This window comes from Variovorax sp. RO1, assembly GCF_002849325.1.
In the GTDB taxonomy this organism is placed as follows: domain Bacteria; phylum Pseudomonadota; class Gammaproteobacteria; order Burkholderiales; family Burkholderiaceae_C; genus Variovorax.
In genome coordinates this window covers 945,606-958,758 of sequence record NZ_PKMT01000001.1, presented here as the reverse complement: position 1 = coordinate 958,758, position 13,153 = coordinate 945,606, and the positions used below count along the sequence as shown (strand labels likewise).

12 protein-coding genes and 1 pseudogene are annotated in these 13,153 nt (G+C 69.1%); 4 read left to right on the top strand and 9 right to left on the bottom strand.

The window, feature by feature from the left end:
- Positions 1 to 91: 91 nt before the first annotated feature.
- Positions 92 to 1,297: a patatin-like phospholipase family protein gene (locus CY658_RS04515; RefSeq protein ID WP_101489041.1), complete on the top strand. Its 1,206-nt coding sequence runs from the start codon at positions 92 to 94 to the stop codon at positions 1,295 to 1,297.
- A 31-nt stretch (positions 1,298 to 1,328) separates the two neighbouring features.
- Here the strand turns inward: CY658_RS04515 and CY658_RS32955 are convergent, their stop codons facing one another.
- The 3 genes and pseudogenes from CY658_RS32955 to CY658_RS04505 form a co-directional block, all read right to left on the bottom strand.
- Positions 1,329 to 2,534 carry a M20 family metallo-hydrolase gene (locus CY658_RS32955; RefSeq protein ID WP_257884825.1) on the bottom strand — a complete coding sequence of 402 codons (1,206 nt, stop codon included), beginning with the start codon at positions 2,532 to 2,534 and terminating at the stop codon, positions 1,329 to 1,331.
- 39 nt (positions 2,535 to 2,573) lie between these two features.
- Positions 2,574 to 3,773: pseudogene (locus CY658_RS32950) on the bottom strand (diaminopropionate ammonia-lyase); the annotation flags it as partial.
- 28 nt (positions 3,774 to 3,801) lie between these two features.
- Positions 3,802 to 4,983 carry a M20 aminoacylase family protein gene (locus tag CY658_RS04505; protein ID WP_101489039.1) on the bottom strand — a complete coding sequence of 394 codons (1,182 nt, stop codon included), beginning with the start codon at positions 4,981 to 4,983 and terminating at the stop codon, positions 3,802 to 3,804.
- An 87-nt stretch (positions 4,984 to 5,070) separates the two neighbouring features.
- On the opposite strand from CY658_RS04505, the gene CY658_RS04500 reads away from it, so the two are divergent.
- Complete coding sequence (locus CY658_RS04500) at positions 5,071 to 5,544, top strand: Lrp/AsnC family transcriptional regulator (RefSeq protein WP_101489038.1); 474 nt, start codon at positions 5,071 to 5,073, stop codon at positions 5,542 to 5,544.
- Between the two features lie 10 nt (positions 5,545 to 5,554).
- On the opposite strand, the gene CY658_RS04495 is transcribed toward CY658_RS04500, so the two are convergent.
- From CY658_RS04495 to CY658_RS04475, 5 genes are all read right to left on the bottom strand, one after another.
- Complete coding sequence (locus tag CY658_RS04495) at positions 5,555 to 6,010, bottom strand: hypothetical protein (RefSeq protein WP_101489037.1); 456 nt, start codon at positions 6,008 to 6,010, stop codon at positions 5,555 to 5,557.
- 85 nt (positions 6,011 to 6,095) lie between these two features.
- Positions 6,096 to 6,806, bottom strand: a complete 711-nt coding sequence (locus tag CY658_RS04490; protein WP_101489036.1) for a YceH family protein — start codon at positions 6,804 to 6,806, stop codon at positions 6,096 to 6,098.
- Between the two features lie 43 nt (positions 6,807 to 6,849).
- Positions 6,850 to 7,572 (bottom strand): phosphodiester glycosidase family protein, encoded by a 723-nt coding sequence (locus tag CY658_RS04485; protein WP_101489035.1) that lies wholly within the window; start codon positions 7,570 to 7,572, stop codon positions 6,850 to 6,852.
- A gap of 37 nt (positions 7,573 to 7,609) precedes the next feature.
- Positions 7,610 to 8,641 carry an isocitrate/isopropylmalate dehydrogenase family protein gene (locus tag CY658_RS04480; protein WP_101489034.1) on the bottom strand — a complete coding sequence of 344 codons (1,032 nt, stop codon included), beginning with the start codon at positions 8,639 to 8,641 and terminating at the stop codon, positions 7,610 to 7,612.
- A 159-nt stretch (positions 8,642 to 8,800) separates the two neighbouring features.
- A complete protein-coding gene (locus tag CY658_RS04475; protein WP_101490223.1) occupies positions 8,801 to 9,433 on the bottom strand; it encodes an LpxA family transferase in 633 nt (210 codons plus the stop codon).
- Positions 9,434 to 9,523: 90 nt separating this feature from the next.
- Between CY658_RS04475 and metG the strand changes: the two genes are divergently transcribed.
- Entirely contained in the window at positions 9,524 to 11,623 is a 2,100-nt protein-coding gene (gene metG / locus CY658_RS04470) for a methionine--tRNA ligase (RefSeq protein ID WP_101489033.1), read from the top strand.
- Positions 11,624 to 11,641: 18 nt separating this feature from the next.
- Here the strand turns inward: metG and CY658_RS04465 are convergent, their stop codons facing one another.
- Positions 11,642 to 12,313: a GntR family transcriptional regulator gene (locus CY658_RS04465; protein ID WP_101489032.1), complete on the bottom strand. Its 672-nt coding sequence runs from the start codon at positions 12,311 to 12,313 to the stop codon at positions 11,642 to 11,644.
- A 58-nt stretch (positions 12,314 to 12,371) separates the two neighbouring features.
- Here CY658_RS04465 and CY658_RS04460 point away from each other — a divergent pair, with 58 nt between their 5' ends.
- Positions 12,372 to 13,127 carry an enoyl-CoA hydratase/isomerase family protein gene (locus tag CY658_RS04460; RefSeq protein WP_101489031.1) on the top strand — a complete coding sequence of 252 codons (756 nt, stop codon included), beginning with the start codon at positions 12,372 to 12,374 and terminating at the stop codon, positions 13,125 to 13,127.
- Positions 13,128 to 13,153 lie beyond the last annotated feature (26 nt).

Below are 13,153 nucleotides of genomic sequence, written 5' to 3'. Positions count from 1 at the left end.
TCAAACTCCTGAATGGCGGGTAGTCTATTCGGCCTGCCAAGCCCGCACCGGACAGCGTTCAATACCCGAAAACCCAGACACCAAAAAAAGAATGCCCGAGACACGCCCCGCCACCGGTCTGCTGCTGACAGGCGGCGGCGCCCGCGCCGCCTACCAGGTCGGCGTGCTCGAAGCCATCGCCGAGATCCGGCGCGATGCCCTGGCGGCCGGTGCGGCCATCGGCGCCGGCAACCCGTTCCAGGTCATCACCGGCACCTCGGCCGGCGCCATCAACGCCGCCGCGCTGGCCTGCGGTTCCGACGACTTCAACCGCGTGGTCGCGCACATCGCGCAGGTGTGGGGCAACTTTCGCGCCGAGCAGGTCTACCGCGCCGACTCGCTCTCGGTGCTCGGCAGCGGCGCGCGCTGGCGCATGCTGCTGGGCCTGGGGCGCTTTGCGGCCAACTGGATGCGCATCAAGCCGAAGTCGCTGCTCGACAACGCGCCGCTGGCCGACTTGCTCGCGCGCCTGGTGCCGCTGGACCGGCTGCCGCAGCTCATGCAACAAGGCCACGTGCAGGCGCTGGCCGTCACGGCGTCGAGCTACAGCTCGGGCGAGCACGTCACCTTCTTCGAGGCGGCCGTGCCGATGGAGCCCTGGGTGCGTTCGCAGCGCCTGTCGGTGCGCGACCGCATCACGCATGCGCACCTGATGGCCTCGTCGGCCATTCCCTTCGTGTTCCCGGCCACCGCGCTGCCGATGCCTCCGGGCCACACCGAGTACTTCGGCGACGGCTCGATGCGCCAATCGGCGCCAATCGCGGCGGCGATCCACCTGGGCGCGCAGCGCATCGTGGTGATCGGCGCCGGCCGCATGCACGAGCCGCGCGACGAAGCTGGGCCCAACACGCACAGCGGCTACCCGACCATGGCGCAGATCGCCGGCCATGCGCTGTCGAGCATCTTTCTCGATGCGCTCGCGGTCGACATCGAACGGCTGCGCCGCATCAACCACACGCTGGGCCTGATCCCCGAAGAGGCGCGCGCCGCCAGCACGCTGCGCCCGCTCGACCTGCTGGTGATCTCGCCGTCGGAGCGCATCGACATGATCGCGGCGCGCCACGTCGATGCCCTGCCGGGCGCCGTGCGGCACCTGCTGGGCGGCTCGAAGGTCGCGGCCGACGTGAAGGGCGGCGCGCTCGCGAGCTACCTGCTGTTCGAGTCGGGCTACACGCGCGAGCTGATGGCACTCGGGCGCGCGGATGCGATGCGGCAGCGGGACGAGGTGGTGCGGTTCTTTGGGTGGGTGCCGAGGTGATGGCGCCAGCGGTCGACTGAAAGCCCGCCGCTCACCCCGCCTCGTCCACCAGCCCCAGCACCACGTCCAGCAGCACGTTCGCGCCCTGCACCAGGTCGGCGCTCGCCGTGTGCTCCTTCGGGTTGTGGCTGATGCCGCGCGCGCTCGGCACGAAGACCATGGCGGCGGGGCAGATGCGCGCCATCATCTGCGCGTCGTGGCCCGCGCCCGAGGTCATGCGGCGGTGGCGCAGGCCGCGTGCGTGCGCGCTGGCTTCGATGACGCGCACCAGCCGCTCGTCGAACCGCACCGGCTCGAAACGCGCCAGCGTGCGGGCTTCGATGGTCACGCCCTCGATCGCTTCGAGCTGCCGCAGGTAGTCCGCCAACTCGCCCTCGGCGTCATGCAGCGTCGCCTCGTCGGTGTTGCGCAGGTCGACCGTGAGCGTGGCGCGCGCCGCGATCACGTTGATGAGGCTGGGATGCAGGTCGATGGCGCCCACGGTCGCGACCTGGCTGCCGCCGTAGCGTCGCGCCAGCTCGCGCACGAACACCGCGATGGCGGCGGCGCAGTAGCCGGCGTCGTGACGCAGGCGCATCGGCGTGGTGCCGGCGTGGTTCGACTGGCCGAGGACGACGATCTCCTGCCACGAGATGCCCTGCAGGTCGGCCACCGCGCCGATGGTGATGCCCTCGGCCTCCAGCACCGGGCCCTGCTCGATGTGCAGTTCGACGAACGCATGCGGCACCAGCGCGCCGCAGGCCATGTCGCCCGCGTAGCCGATGCGCGCAAGCTCGTCGCCCAGCCGCGCGCCGTCGGTGGCGACGGTGTCGAGCGCCGCGTCGAGCGCCAGGCCGCCCGCGTGCAACAGCGAGCCCAGCATGTCGGGCATGAAGCGCACGCCCTCCTCGTTGGTGAACGCGGCGACCACGAAGGGGCGCAGCGTCTGGCGTTGGCGTTCGTTGAGCCAGCGCACCACCTCGAGGCCGGCCATCACGCCGTAGTTGCCGTCGTAGCGCCCGCCCGTGGCGACGGTGTCGATGTGCGAGCCGGTCATCACGGGTTTCGCATCCGGCAACTGGCCGGGGCGGATGCCGAAGATGTTGCCGATGCGGTCGATGCGCACCGTGAGGCCCAGGTCTCGCATCCACTGCACGAGCCGGTCGCGGCCCGCGCGGTCGGCGTCGGTGAGTGCGATGCGGCAGACGCCGCCTTGCGCGGTCGCACCGATGGCGGCGTGCGCGTCGATGCGCGCCATCAGCGCCGCTTCGGCGATGCCTTCGCGTTGCAGCCATTGCGCCTGCGCCGCAACGACTTCTTCGCCCGAGCGGCCGGTCAGCGCGCGGTACACGCCGGGTGCGGTTGCGCCTTCGGTACTGAACAGCAGCACGCGCGAGCTGGCGTCGAGGCCTGCGGCGCGCGCCAGTTCGGGGTCGGCCGCAAGCACCTGCAGCGCGGCAAGGCCGGCCGCGCCGGACTCGCCGACCAGCACGGGCACGTCGCCCGCCTCGCCGGCGGCGAAGGTGCGCATCGCGTGCTCGGCGTCGGCATCGGCGACGGTCATGAAGAGATCGACCGAGGGCTGCAGAAAGCGCCACGCGAGCGGCGAGGTCTCGCCGCAGGCCAGGCCGGCCATCACGGAGTCGACGCTGCCGGTGGCGCGGTCCGGGCGACCGCTGCGCGCGCTCTGCAGCAGGCAGTCGGCCTGCTCAGGCTCGACCACGATGAGCGTCGGCCGCGCGGCGCCATAGCGCTCCCAGAAATGGCTGGCCACTCCAGCCGCGAGCCCGCCAACGCCGCCTTGCACGATGACGTGGGTGAAGGGGCACGGCGCGCCGGGCGCGGTGGTCTCGAGCAACTCGTCGACGAGGATGCCGTATCCCTGCATCACGTCGCGCGGAATCTCTTCGTAGCCTTCGTAGGAGGTGTCGGAGACCACCTCCCACCCATTGGTCTTTGCCAGGCGCGCGGCCTCTTCGACCGAGGCGTCGTAGTTGCCGGCGATGCGCACGATCTCGGCGCCGAGCGCGGCGATGGGCGCCTCGCGCTCTTCGCTGACCTGCGCGTGCAGCACGATCACGCAGCGGCAGCCCATGCTCTGCGCGGCCGCGGCCAGTGCGCGGCCATGGTTGCCGTCGGTCGCGCTGATGACGACGAAGTCGCGCAGCGCTGCGGCGTGCCGGCCTGCGAACAGGTCGGCCGGCGTCCAGCCCCGGTCGGGCCAGCGGCGCAGCACCAGGCGCAGCAAGGCCACGGGCGCGCCGAGCACCTTGAAGCTGCCGAGCGCGGAGCGGCGCGATTCGTCTTTCACGATGACCTGCGCGATGCCCAGCTGCGCGGCGAGCCGGGGCAGCGGCCAGGCCGGTGTGGGCTGCGGCGCGAGCCGGTCCCAGGTGGACAGCCACTGGCGGCTCTCGCGGCCGCGTGCGATGTTCATGACGGCCTGCAGGGCCGCGTCGTAGCCGCGCCGTTGCGCGTGAGGATTGGCGAAGAGCATGGAATGAAAACCGGAAAAGAAGAATGGATCAGGCGGCGGTGCGTGCGGGAAGGCGCAGCCGCACGATCTCCGCGAAGTAGCGCGCGCCCGTGGTCAGCACCGCGTCGTTGAAGTCGTAGCGGCCGTTGTGCAGCGGCGTGCCGCCGGGCTCGCCCTCGGCGCCGTTGCCCAGGAAGACGAAGGCGCCCGGCACGGCGCGCAGGAAGGCGCCGAAGTCTTCCGAGATCATCATCGGCGCGACATTCGCGTCGACCTTTTCGGCACCCACCACGGCCGTCGCGGCGGCCACCGCGGTCGGCACGCACTCGGCCCAGTTCACGGTGGGCGCGAACTCGTGCGTGTAGCTGAAGGTGCAGTCCGCGCCGTGCATGCGGCAGATGCCTTCGCTGATCTCGCGCATGCGCGTTTCGAGCATGCGCTGCACGACGGGGTCGTAGCTGCGCGTGTCGCCCTTGATGACCACGTTCGACGGAATCGCGTTGCGGATGCCGTCGGTGATGAACTCGGTGCACGACACCACGGCCTGCGCACCCGGGTCGAGCGTGCGCGAGACGATGGTCTGCAGCGCCAGCACGACCTGCGCGCCGATCACGATCGGGTCGATGCCCATGTGCGGCCGCGCGGCGTGCGTGCCCCGGCCGTGGATGTGGATGACGAAGTTGTCCTCGCTCGCCATCAGGCCGCCCGCGCGCGTGGCGAAGGTGCCGGCAGGCAGACCCGGCATGTTGTGCAGGCCGTAGATCTCGTCGACCGGGAAGCGCGTGAACAGGCCGTCGTCCATCATGGCCCGGGCGCCGCGGCCGTGTTCTTCGGCGGGCTGGAAGATGAAGCGCACGGTGCCGTCGAAATCGCGCCGCTCGCGCAGCAGCTGCGCCGCGCCGAGCACCATCGCCATGTGGCCGTCGTGGCCGCAGGCGTGCATGCGCCCGGGCGTGCCTGAGGCATACGGCCGCTCGGTCGCCAGCTCGGTGATGGCCAGCGCGTCCATCTCGGCGCGCAGGCCGATCACGCCCGCGCCGCTGCCCACCGTGAGGCTGGCGACCAGCCCGGTGCCGCCAATGCCGGTGTGCACCTCGAGCCCCAGCGCCCGCAGCGCGTTGGCAATGAAGGCCGAGGTCTTGGCTTCCTCGAAGCCGGTCTCGGGCATCGCATGCAGCTGGTGCCGCCAGCCGGCCAGCTGGTCGCGCAGGGGGTGGTCTGGAAACTTCATGGCGAGATGCTATTGACAACGCAGCGGGACAGGTGCGCAAAATGAGCCGCTGCCACGCAACGTTTTTGCGCGAGACATCGCCTTTCCATGACACCCCTCGATGCTCTCGATTTGCACCTGCTGGAACTGATCCAGGCCGACAGCCGCCTCTCGCAGGGCGAACTGGGCGAGCGCATCCACCTGTCGACGGCGGCGGTCAACCGACGGCTCAAGCGCCTGCGCGACGAGGGCGTGATCCAGCGCCACGGCGCCGTGCTGTCGCCGGCCGCGCTCGGGCACCCGCTCACCATCGTGGTCGAGGTCGAGGCCGAGAGCGAGCAGATCGAACGGCTCGACGCCATGAAGCAGAGCTTTCGCGACTGCCCGCAGGTGCAGCAGTGCTACTACGTGACGGGCGAGTGGGACTTCATCCTCGTGTGCGTGGTGCGCGACATGGCGCAGTACACCGCGCTCACCCGCCAGCTGTTTTTCCAGAGCAACAACGTCAAGCGCTTTCGCACGCTGGTGACGATGGACCCGGTGAAGGTGAGCCTGGACGTGCCGGTGTCGGCGGGGGGCTGAGGGCGCGGGCTCAGCGCGCCGGCAACATCGACCGCAGCATCAGCAGCACCGCGCCGACGATCGGCGCCATGGCCAACAGCCGCCCGGGTTCGAAAGCCAGCCCTGCGATGGCGCCGACAAAGCAGCCGGCCTTGACCCACATCGGCACCGCACCCCAGCCGCGCCCGTGGGTCACGGCGAGTGCGACCAGCGCGATCCACCCGACCGCCCCGCCAAGAACCGACAGCGTCCAGCTCAGCAGGTAGAACGCCGAATCCACGTCGCGGAACGCGAGGGCCGTGCCCAGGCCGCGCCAGGTGTGCCACCAACCGTCGAACAGCAGGAAGCCGGTGGCCGAGGCGGCCCACCAGAAGAAGGCGTAGAGGCTGGCAATGCCGGCGAGGGCCGCCAGCCCGCCCAGCAGGCGGCGGGTGATGTCGTCGAAGGGCGTGTGGTCGCGCCAGGCGGCGGTTTGTCCGTGGTCCATGGTCGGAGCTCCATTGGGTTCGCAATGGGTCCGACGGTAGGCAGCGAATGTGCGGGCTGGATGAAGCCTGTGTGAACGCGGGGGCTCAGGCCTCGGGTGCTTCTGGCGTGGCTGGTGCGTCAGGGGAAATGCCCAGCTCGGAGCACACGCGCCCCACCAACGCCTTCAGCGACGCCACCTCGGTTTCGAGCCGCGCCACATTGGCCTTGAGCGCCGCAACCTCGCCGAGCGAATCACCGTGCGTGGCAAAGGCGCCGTCGCCCGACGCGCCCGGCCCCGCGACCTCTTCCGCCGGCGGCCCGCTCAGCAGGTGCGCCCAACGGCTTTCGCGTGCGCCCGGCAGGCGCGCCAGCTTCACCACGAGCGCACCGGCCGGACGCTCGGACAGCTCGTTGAGGAAGCCCTCGACCGACGAGATGTCGGCAAAGTTGTGCATGCGGTCGCAGGCGATGCGCAGCTCGCCGGCGGTCTGCGGGCCGCGCAGCATCAGCACGGTGAGCAGGATGACCGACTGCGACGGAATGCGCAGCACGCGGTCGGCGTTGTGTTCGTAGCGGAAGGCGCGGCCGCCGCTGGTTTCGGCCACGAGGCTGTAGCCCTTCAGGCTCTCGATGGCGGCCTGCACCTGCGACTCGCTGAGTTCGAGCACCGGGTTGCGGCTGGTCTTCTGGTTGCAGCCCGACACCAGCGAATTGAGCGTGAGCGGGTAGCTGTCGGGCACGGTGCGCTGCTTTTCGGCCAGCACCCCGAGCACGCGGGTTTCGAGGAGGGACAGGACGGGCAGCGGTGTGGACATGGCGCAGGGAGAAAAAAGGCAGAAGTAAAAAGGCAACCGGGCCTCAGGGCGCCACCACGGCCAGCATCGGCCCGAGGTCGCGCACGAAGTCGTTGCGCTGCAGTGTCTTCGAGTAGATCGCCGACACGGTGCCGTCGAGGTACAGCGCATCGCGGCAATGCAGCACATCGCGGAAGTAGAGCGCGAAATCGTAAAAGTTCACCGGCGTTTCGGCAAAGACGAAGACGGCCGTCGAGCCCGACACGCACACGCCGTTGCGGGTCTTGCGTGAATCCGAAGTCGGAATGAGCGCCGGGTGCACGGCGCCGTGGCGCAGCAGCAGCGGGCCCGACTGGGTCGCCAACTGCACGCCACCCTTCGCAGCCATCGCCGGGTACTCCGACGCCTCGACGATGCGCGGCCCGTCGGCCGTCACGAGGAACACGCCGTTGGGCTTGCGAAAGAAATTGCCGACACCGTCGGCAAGATTCAAAGGCGCTTCCTCGCGGCCTTCGCGCACCAGCAGGCCGACCGGCGCAAAGTCGGCGTGGTACATGCCGGCGTTCACCGCGAACAGCAGCTGCTTGTTGCGCGCTTTCAACCAGGCCTCGAGCCGGTCGAAGCGCTTGAAGGCGGTGCCCGTGTCGTCGTTCAGGAACAGCGCGAGCCGTTCGGTGCGAAGGTCGACCTTCACGACGGTGTAGCGCGGCGCGTCCGTGGCCCCGGCGGCGGACCACGCCAGGCCGGCGAGCAGAAAGACCAGCGCAGGCAGCAGCAGTTTTTTCATGCGACGACCTGCGCTGCCTTTTTTCTTCCTTGCTTGCTCAGCCGCCGTTGATGCGCGCGACCAGCGCCTTGGTGAAAGCAGCGGTGTTCGCCGTGCCGCCCAGGTCGCCGGTGCGCACGTTGTCGATGTTCAGCGTCTGGTCGATGGCCGTGCGCAGGCGCGTGGCCAGCTCGGGCATCTTCGTGTGGTCGAGCATCATCGCGGCGGCCAGCAGCAATGCGGTCGGGTTGGCGATGCCCTTGCCGGCGATGTCGGGCGCCGAGCCGTGCACGGCCTCGAAGATCGCAGCGTCGGTGCCGATGTTGGCGCCCGGTGCCATGCCCAGGCCGCCGACGAGGCCGGCCACGAGGTCCGACAGGATGTCTCCGAACAGGTTGGTCGTCACCAGCATGTCGAACTGCCAGGGGTTGAGCACCAGCTTCATGGCGCAGGCGTCCACGATGATCGAATCGAGTTCGAACTTGCCCTTGTACTTTTCGGCGTAGAGCTGCTCGCCGGTTTCCAGGAACAGGCCGGTCAGCACTTTCATGATGTTGGCCTTGTGCACCAGCGTGACCTTCTTGCGGCCGGTGGCGATCGCCGTGTCGAACGCGTACTCGAGCACGCGGCGGCAGCCCTGGCGCGTGTTGATGCCGGTGGCCATGCCCACGGCGTGCGGGTCGCCGTCGATGCGCACGTAGTGCTCGTGGCCGATGTAGAGGCCCTCGAGGTTCTCGCGCACGATCATCAGATCGATCTTGTCGAAGCGCCCGCCCGGGATGATGGTGCGCGCGGGGCGCAGGTTGGCGTACAGCTGGAACTCCTCGCGCAGCCGCACGTTCGACGAGCGATAACCGCCGCCCGAGGGGGTTTCGAGCGGGCCCTTGAGGGCGAGCCGGGTGCTGCGGATGCTGTCCAGCGTGGCCTTGGGCAGCGGGTCGCCCGAGGCCTTGACACCGCCGAGGCCGGCGATCTGGGTGTCCCAGACGAAAGGCGCCTTCAGCGCATCGAGCGCGGCCAGGGTGGCGTCGACGATTTCAGGGCCGATGCCGTCGCCGGGGATGAGGGTTGCGGGAATGGGGGTGGTCATGGAAAGGCGCCCTCGTGAGGTCAGGTGAAGGGGGGTCGCGGCCGGTTCGGCGCGAAGGCTGAAGAATAACGCCGGCCCCTCGCTGCCGCCGGGCCTCAGGCGGGGCGTCAAAGGGTCATTCGAAGGCGGTGGCTTGGGCCAGCATGAGGAGCGTGTGGCTCATGGCTCGACCTCCTGGTCGACGAGCGACGCCCGGCGCACGACACGGCCCGGGGCCAGCAACGCACCGGGCGCAACCACGGCATTGGCGCCGATGCAGACCCCATCGCCGATCAGCGCGCCGAACTTGTCGCAGCCGGCGGGCTGCAGCGCCCCGCCGGGTCCGCTGCGCACCCTGATCTGCTTGTCGGCGCGCTCGTTGCGGTGATTGCACACGATGCTGCCCGCCTCCATGTTCACGCCCGCGCCGACGATCGAATCGCCGACGAAGTTGAAATGCGCCAGCGCCGAGCCCGCGAACACGAAGGACGATTTCAGCTCGGTGCCCGGCCCGATCGTGCAGCGCGCATCGACCCAGTTGCCGCCGCGCAGGTAGGCGCCCGCGGCCACGAAACAGCCAGCGCCCAGGATCAACGGCCCCTTGAGCACCGCGCCGGGCTCGACCACGGCGTCGCGGTGAACGGCCACCTCGCCGTTGATGGCGTACACATGTGCCGGCAGCGCCGCGAGCAACCGGCGCACGATCTCGGGCGCGCGCGGCGGCAGTTCCCAGGGCAGGAGCGCGCCCCAGGGCGCGAGGGGAGAAGCGGCGAATCCCGCGACATAGGCGGACAGGTCGATGGCATGCGTCATGGGGTCGATGCTGCCACCGAACGCACGGGCGGACGCCGCCACCTAAAATGCCCGGTTCCGTCCGTACCACTCCCGAAAGCGCCCTCCCCGATGTCCGCCCCGCGCAAGCTCTTCGTTACCACCGCCCTGCCGTATGCCAACGGCAAGTTCCACATCGGCCACATGATGGAATACATCCAGGCCGACATCTGGGTGCGGAACCAGCGAATGAATGGCGCCGAGGTCAACTTCGTGTGCGCCGACGACGCACACGGCGCGGCCATCACCATCGCGGCCGACAAGGCCGGCGTGACACCGCAGGCCTTCGTGGCCGAGATCGCCGCGGGCCGAAAGCCCTACCTCGATGGCTATCACATCGCCTTCGACAACTGGCACTCGACCGACGCGCCCGAGAACCACCAGCTGGCGCAGGACATCTACCGCGACCTGCGCGCCGCCGGCCTCATCGAGACCAAGAGCGTCGAGCAGTTCTACGACCCGGCCAAGGGCATGTTTCTGGCCGACCGCTTCATCAAGGGCGAGTGCCCCAACTGCCACTCGAAGGACCAGTACGGCGACAACTGCGAGGTGTGCGGCGCCGTGTACGCGCCCACCGAGCTGATCAACCCGTACTCGGCGCTGTCGGGCGCCAAGCCCGAGCTGCGCAGCTCGGAGCACTTCTTCTTCAAGCTCTCGGACCCGCGCTGCGAGGCCTACCTGAAGAAATGGACCGCCGCCCCCGGCCACGTTCAATCCGAAGTGCAAAACAAGATTCGCGAGTGGCTCTACAAGGACGACGAAGGCAAGGGCGGCCTGGGCGACTGGGACATCAGCCGCGACGCGCCCTACTTCGGCATCGAGATCCCCGATGCGCCGGGCAAGTACTTCTACGTGTGGATGGACGCGCCCGTGGGCTACCTGGCGTCGCTGAAGAACCTGCTGGACAAACGCTGCATCGAGCTGGGCGGCGACGGCATCTCGTACACCGAGTACATGGCCGACCCTGATCTCGAGCAGGTGCACTTCATCGGCAAGGACATCATCACCTTCCACACGCTGTTCTGGCCCGCGATGCTGCATTTCAGCGGCCGCAAGGCGCCCAACGCCATCTACGTGCACGGCCACCTCACAGTGAGCGGCGAGAAGATGAGCAAGAGCCGCGGCACCGGCATCGACCCGCTCAAGTACCTGTCGATCGGGCTCGACCCCGAATGGCTGCGCTACTACATCGCCGCCAAGCTCAACGGCCGCAACGAGGACATCGACTTCAACCCCGACGACTTCGTGGCGCGCGTGAACAGCGACCTCGTGGGCAAGTACATCAACATCGCCAGCCGCGCGGCCGGCTTCATCGGCAAGCGCTTCGGCGGCCAGCTGGGCGTGGTGTCGGCCGACGGCGAAGCGCTGCTGTCGACGCTGCGCGCTGCAGCCCCGCAGGTGCAGTCGCTCTACGACGGCCGCGACTACGCCCGCGCGCTGCGCGAGGTGATGGCGCTGGCCGACAAGGTGAACGAGTACGTCGACCAGAACAAGCCCTGGGAACTGGCCAAGAAGGAAGGCGCCGAGGCGCGCCTGCACGACGTGTGCACGGTGTGCATCGAAGCCTTCCGCCTGCTCACGCTGTACCTGAAGCCGGTGCTGCCGGCGCTGGCCGTGAACGTCGAGGCCTTCCTGAAGATTTCGCCGCTGACCTGGACCGATGCCGCACAGGCCCTGCCGGCCGGCCACGCCATCGGCGACTACAAGCACCTGATGCAGCGTGCCGATGCCAAGGTGGTCGACAAGCTGTTCGACGTGCCTGAAGCCGCCGCAGCCGCCGCGCCTGTCGCCGTGGAAGCGCAAGACCTGCCGGGCGGCGAAGCCATCGCGCCGACGATCACCATCGACGACTTCGTGAAGATCGATCTGCGCCTCGCGAAGATCGTGGCCTGCGAGAAGGTCGAGGGCTCGACCAAGCTGCTGCGCCTGACGCTCGACGCGGGCGAGGGCAAGACGCGCAACGTGTTCAGCGGCATCGCCTCGGCCTACCAGCCGGAGCAGCTCGTGGGCAAGCTCACGGTGCTGGTCGCCAATCTCGCGCCGCGCAAGATGAAGTTCGGCATCAGCGAAGGCATGGTGCTAGCCGCGAGCCACGGCGACGAAAAGGCCCACCCGGGCATCCACGTGCTCGAGCCCTGGGCGGGCGCGACGCCGGGCATGCGCGTGCGCTGATCTGAAGACGAAGAAGAACTAGCCGAACTTGTTGTTCAACACGAGGTCGGCAAACACCTTGCCGCCCACCGAGATGTGGTCGCGCATCGCCTCCGCGGCGTTGTCCGCGTGGCCTTTGAGAATCCACTCGACCACCCGTTCGTGCTCCCGCTGTGAAGCGGCGAGCCGGCCGGGCTTCTCGAACATCCGGCCGCGGTAGGCCGCGATGCGCAGGCGCACGGTCTGCGCCTGCTCCACGATGAAGGGGTTGCCGCTGGCGCGGTAGATCACGCCGTGCAGCGCGGCGTTGGCCTGCTGATAGGCCTCGGCGTCGTCCGCCTCGGCCTGCGCGGCGGTGTCGGCCAGGGCGCGCAGCAGCTCATCGCGCAGTGCCGGGCCGATGCGCAGCGCCGCCAGCCGCGCCAGCACGCCTTCGAGCTCGCCCAGCGCTTCCATCATCGCCACCAGTTCGTTCGCCCGCAGCTGGCGCACGTAGATGCCGGTGCGCGGAACGATGTCGACCAGCCCGCGCGCGCTGAGCAGCAGCAGCGCCTCGCGCACCGGCGTGCGCGAGGTGTTGAAGCTCAGGGCCAGCGCCTTTTCGTCGATGGGCATGCCGGGCGACAGCGTGCCGCCCAGGATGTCTTGTTCGAGCCGGGCGCGGATGCGGTCCTGCAGGCTGGTGGTGTCGAGGGTTTTCGCGGGTTGCATGGCGATCTGGATATTAGCTAACCTTACAGATATATCAATTCATCTGTTTGGTACATCAATGTCTCCCACCCTCGCGATCGACGGCCACGTCGCCTACCTGACGCTGCACCGTCCTCAAGCCGCCAACAAGCTCACTCCGGGCGACCTGCCCGTGCTGATCCAGCATGTGGAAACGGTGAACCGCACGCCGGAGGTGCTGGTGCTGGTCCTGCGCGCCGAGGGCAAGTACTTTTGCAGCGGTTTTGATATATCAGAAGTGGCCAGCCAGAGCCAGACCGAGGGCCGCAGCTTCGGCGAGATGGTCGATGTGTTCGAAAACTGCCGCGCGGTCACCATCGCGGCGGTGCACGGCGGTGTCTACGGCGGCGCGACCGACCTCGTGCTGGCCTGCGACTTCCGCGTGGGTGCCCGCGCCGCCGAGATGTTCATGCCGGCCGCCCGGCTCGGCCTGCACTACTACCAGAGCGGCATGGAGCGCTACGTGTCGCGGCTGGGGCTGGACACGGCCAAGCGGCTGTTCCTCACCGCCGAGAAGCTCGACGGCGCCGCGATGCGCGACTGCGGCTTTCTCACGCAACTGGTCGACGACGCCGCGGCGCTCGACTCCGAGGTGCAGCGCCTGCGCACCGTGCTCGCCGGCATGGCGCCGCTGGCGCTGCTGGGCATGAAGAAGCACCTGAACCAGATCGCGCGCGGCACCGCCGACGCCGCCGCGATCTCGCGCGAGGTGCAGCGCACCGTCGCGTCCGAAGACCTCGCCGAGGGCGGCCGGGCCTGGCGCGAGAAGCGCACGCCGGTGTTCCAGGGCCACTGAGCGCGCCCGCCCTTCCCCATACAAAA

Bases quoted from the DNA above. Each gene is read 5' to 3' on its own strand.
- CY658_RS04485 (WP_101489035.1), bottom strand. From the start codon at position 7,572: ATGAAAAAACTGCTGCTGCCTGCGCTGGTCTTTCTGCTCGCCGGCCTG.
- metG (WP_101489033.1), top strand. From the start codon at position 9,524: ATGTCCGCCCCGCGCAAGCTCTTCGTTACCACCGCCCTGCCGTATGCC.
- CY658_RS04475 (WP_101490223.1), bottom strand. From the start codon at position 9,433: ATGACGCATGCCATCGACCTGTCCGCCTATGTCGCGGGATTCGCCGCT.
- CY658_RS04500 (WP_101489038.1), top strand. From the start codon at position 5,071: ATGACACCCCTCGATGCTCTCGATTTGCACCTGCTGGAACTGATCCAG.
- CY658_RS04495 (WP_101489037.1), bottom strand. From the start codon at position 6,010: ATGGACCACGGACAAACCGCCGCCTGGCGCGACCACACGCCCTTCGAC.
- CY658_RS04460 (WP_101489031.1), top strand. From the start codon at position 12,372: ATGTCTCCCACCCTCGCGATCGACGGCCACGTCGCCTACCTGACGCTG.
- CY658_RS04505 (WP_101489039.1), bottom strand. From the start codon at position 4,983: ATGAAGTTTCCAGACCACCCCCTGCGCGACCAGCTGGCCGGCTGGCGG.
- CY658_RS04515 (WP_101489041.1), top strand. From the start codon at position 92: ATGCCCGAGACACGCCCCGCCACCGGTCTGCTGCTGACAGGCGGCGGC.
- CY658_RS04490 (WP_101489036.1), bottom strand. From the start codon at position 6,806: ATGTCCACACCGCTGCCCGTCCTGTCCCTCCTCGAAACCCGCGTGCTC.
- CY658_RS32955 (WP_257884825.1), bottom strand. From the start codon at position 2,534: ATGGCGCGCATCGACGCGCACGCCGCCATCGGTGCGACCGCGCAAGGC.
- CY658_RS04465 (WP_101489032.1), bottom strand. From the start codon at position 12,313: ATGCAACCCGCGAAAACCCTCGACACCACCAGCCTGCAGGACCGCATC.
- CY658_RS04480 (WP_101489034.1), bottom strand. From the start codon at position 8,641: ATGACCACCCCCATTCCCGCAACCCTCATCCCCGGCGACGGCATCGGC.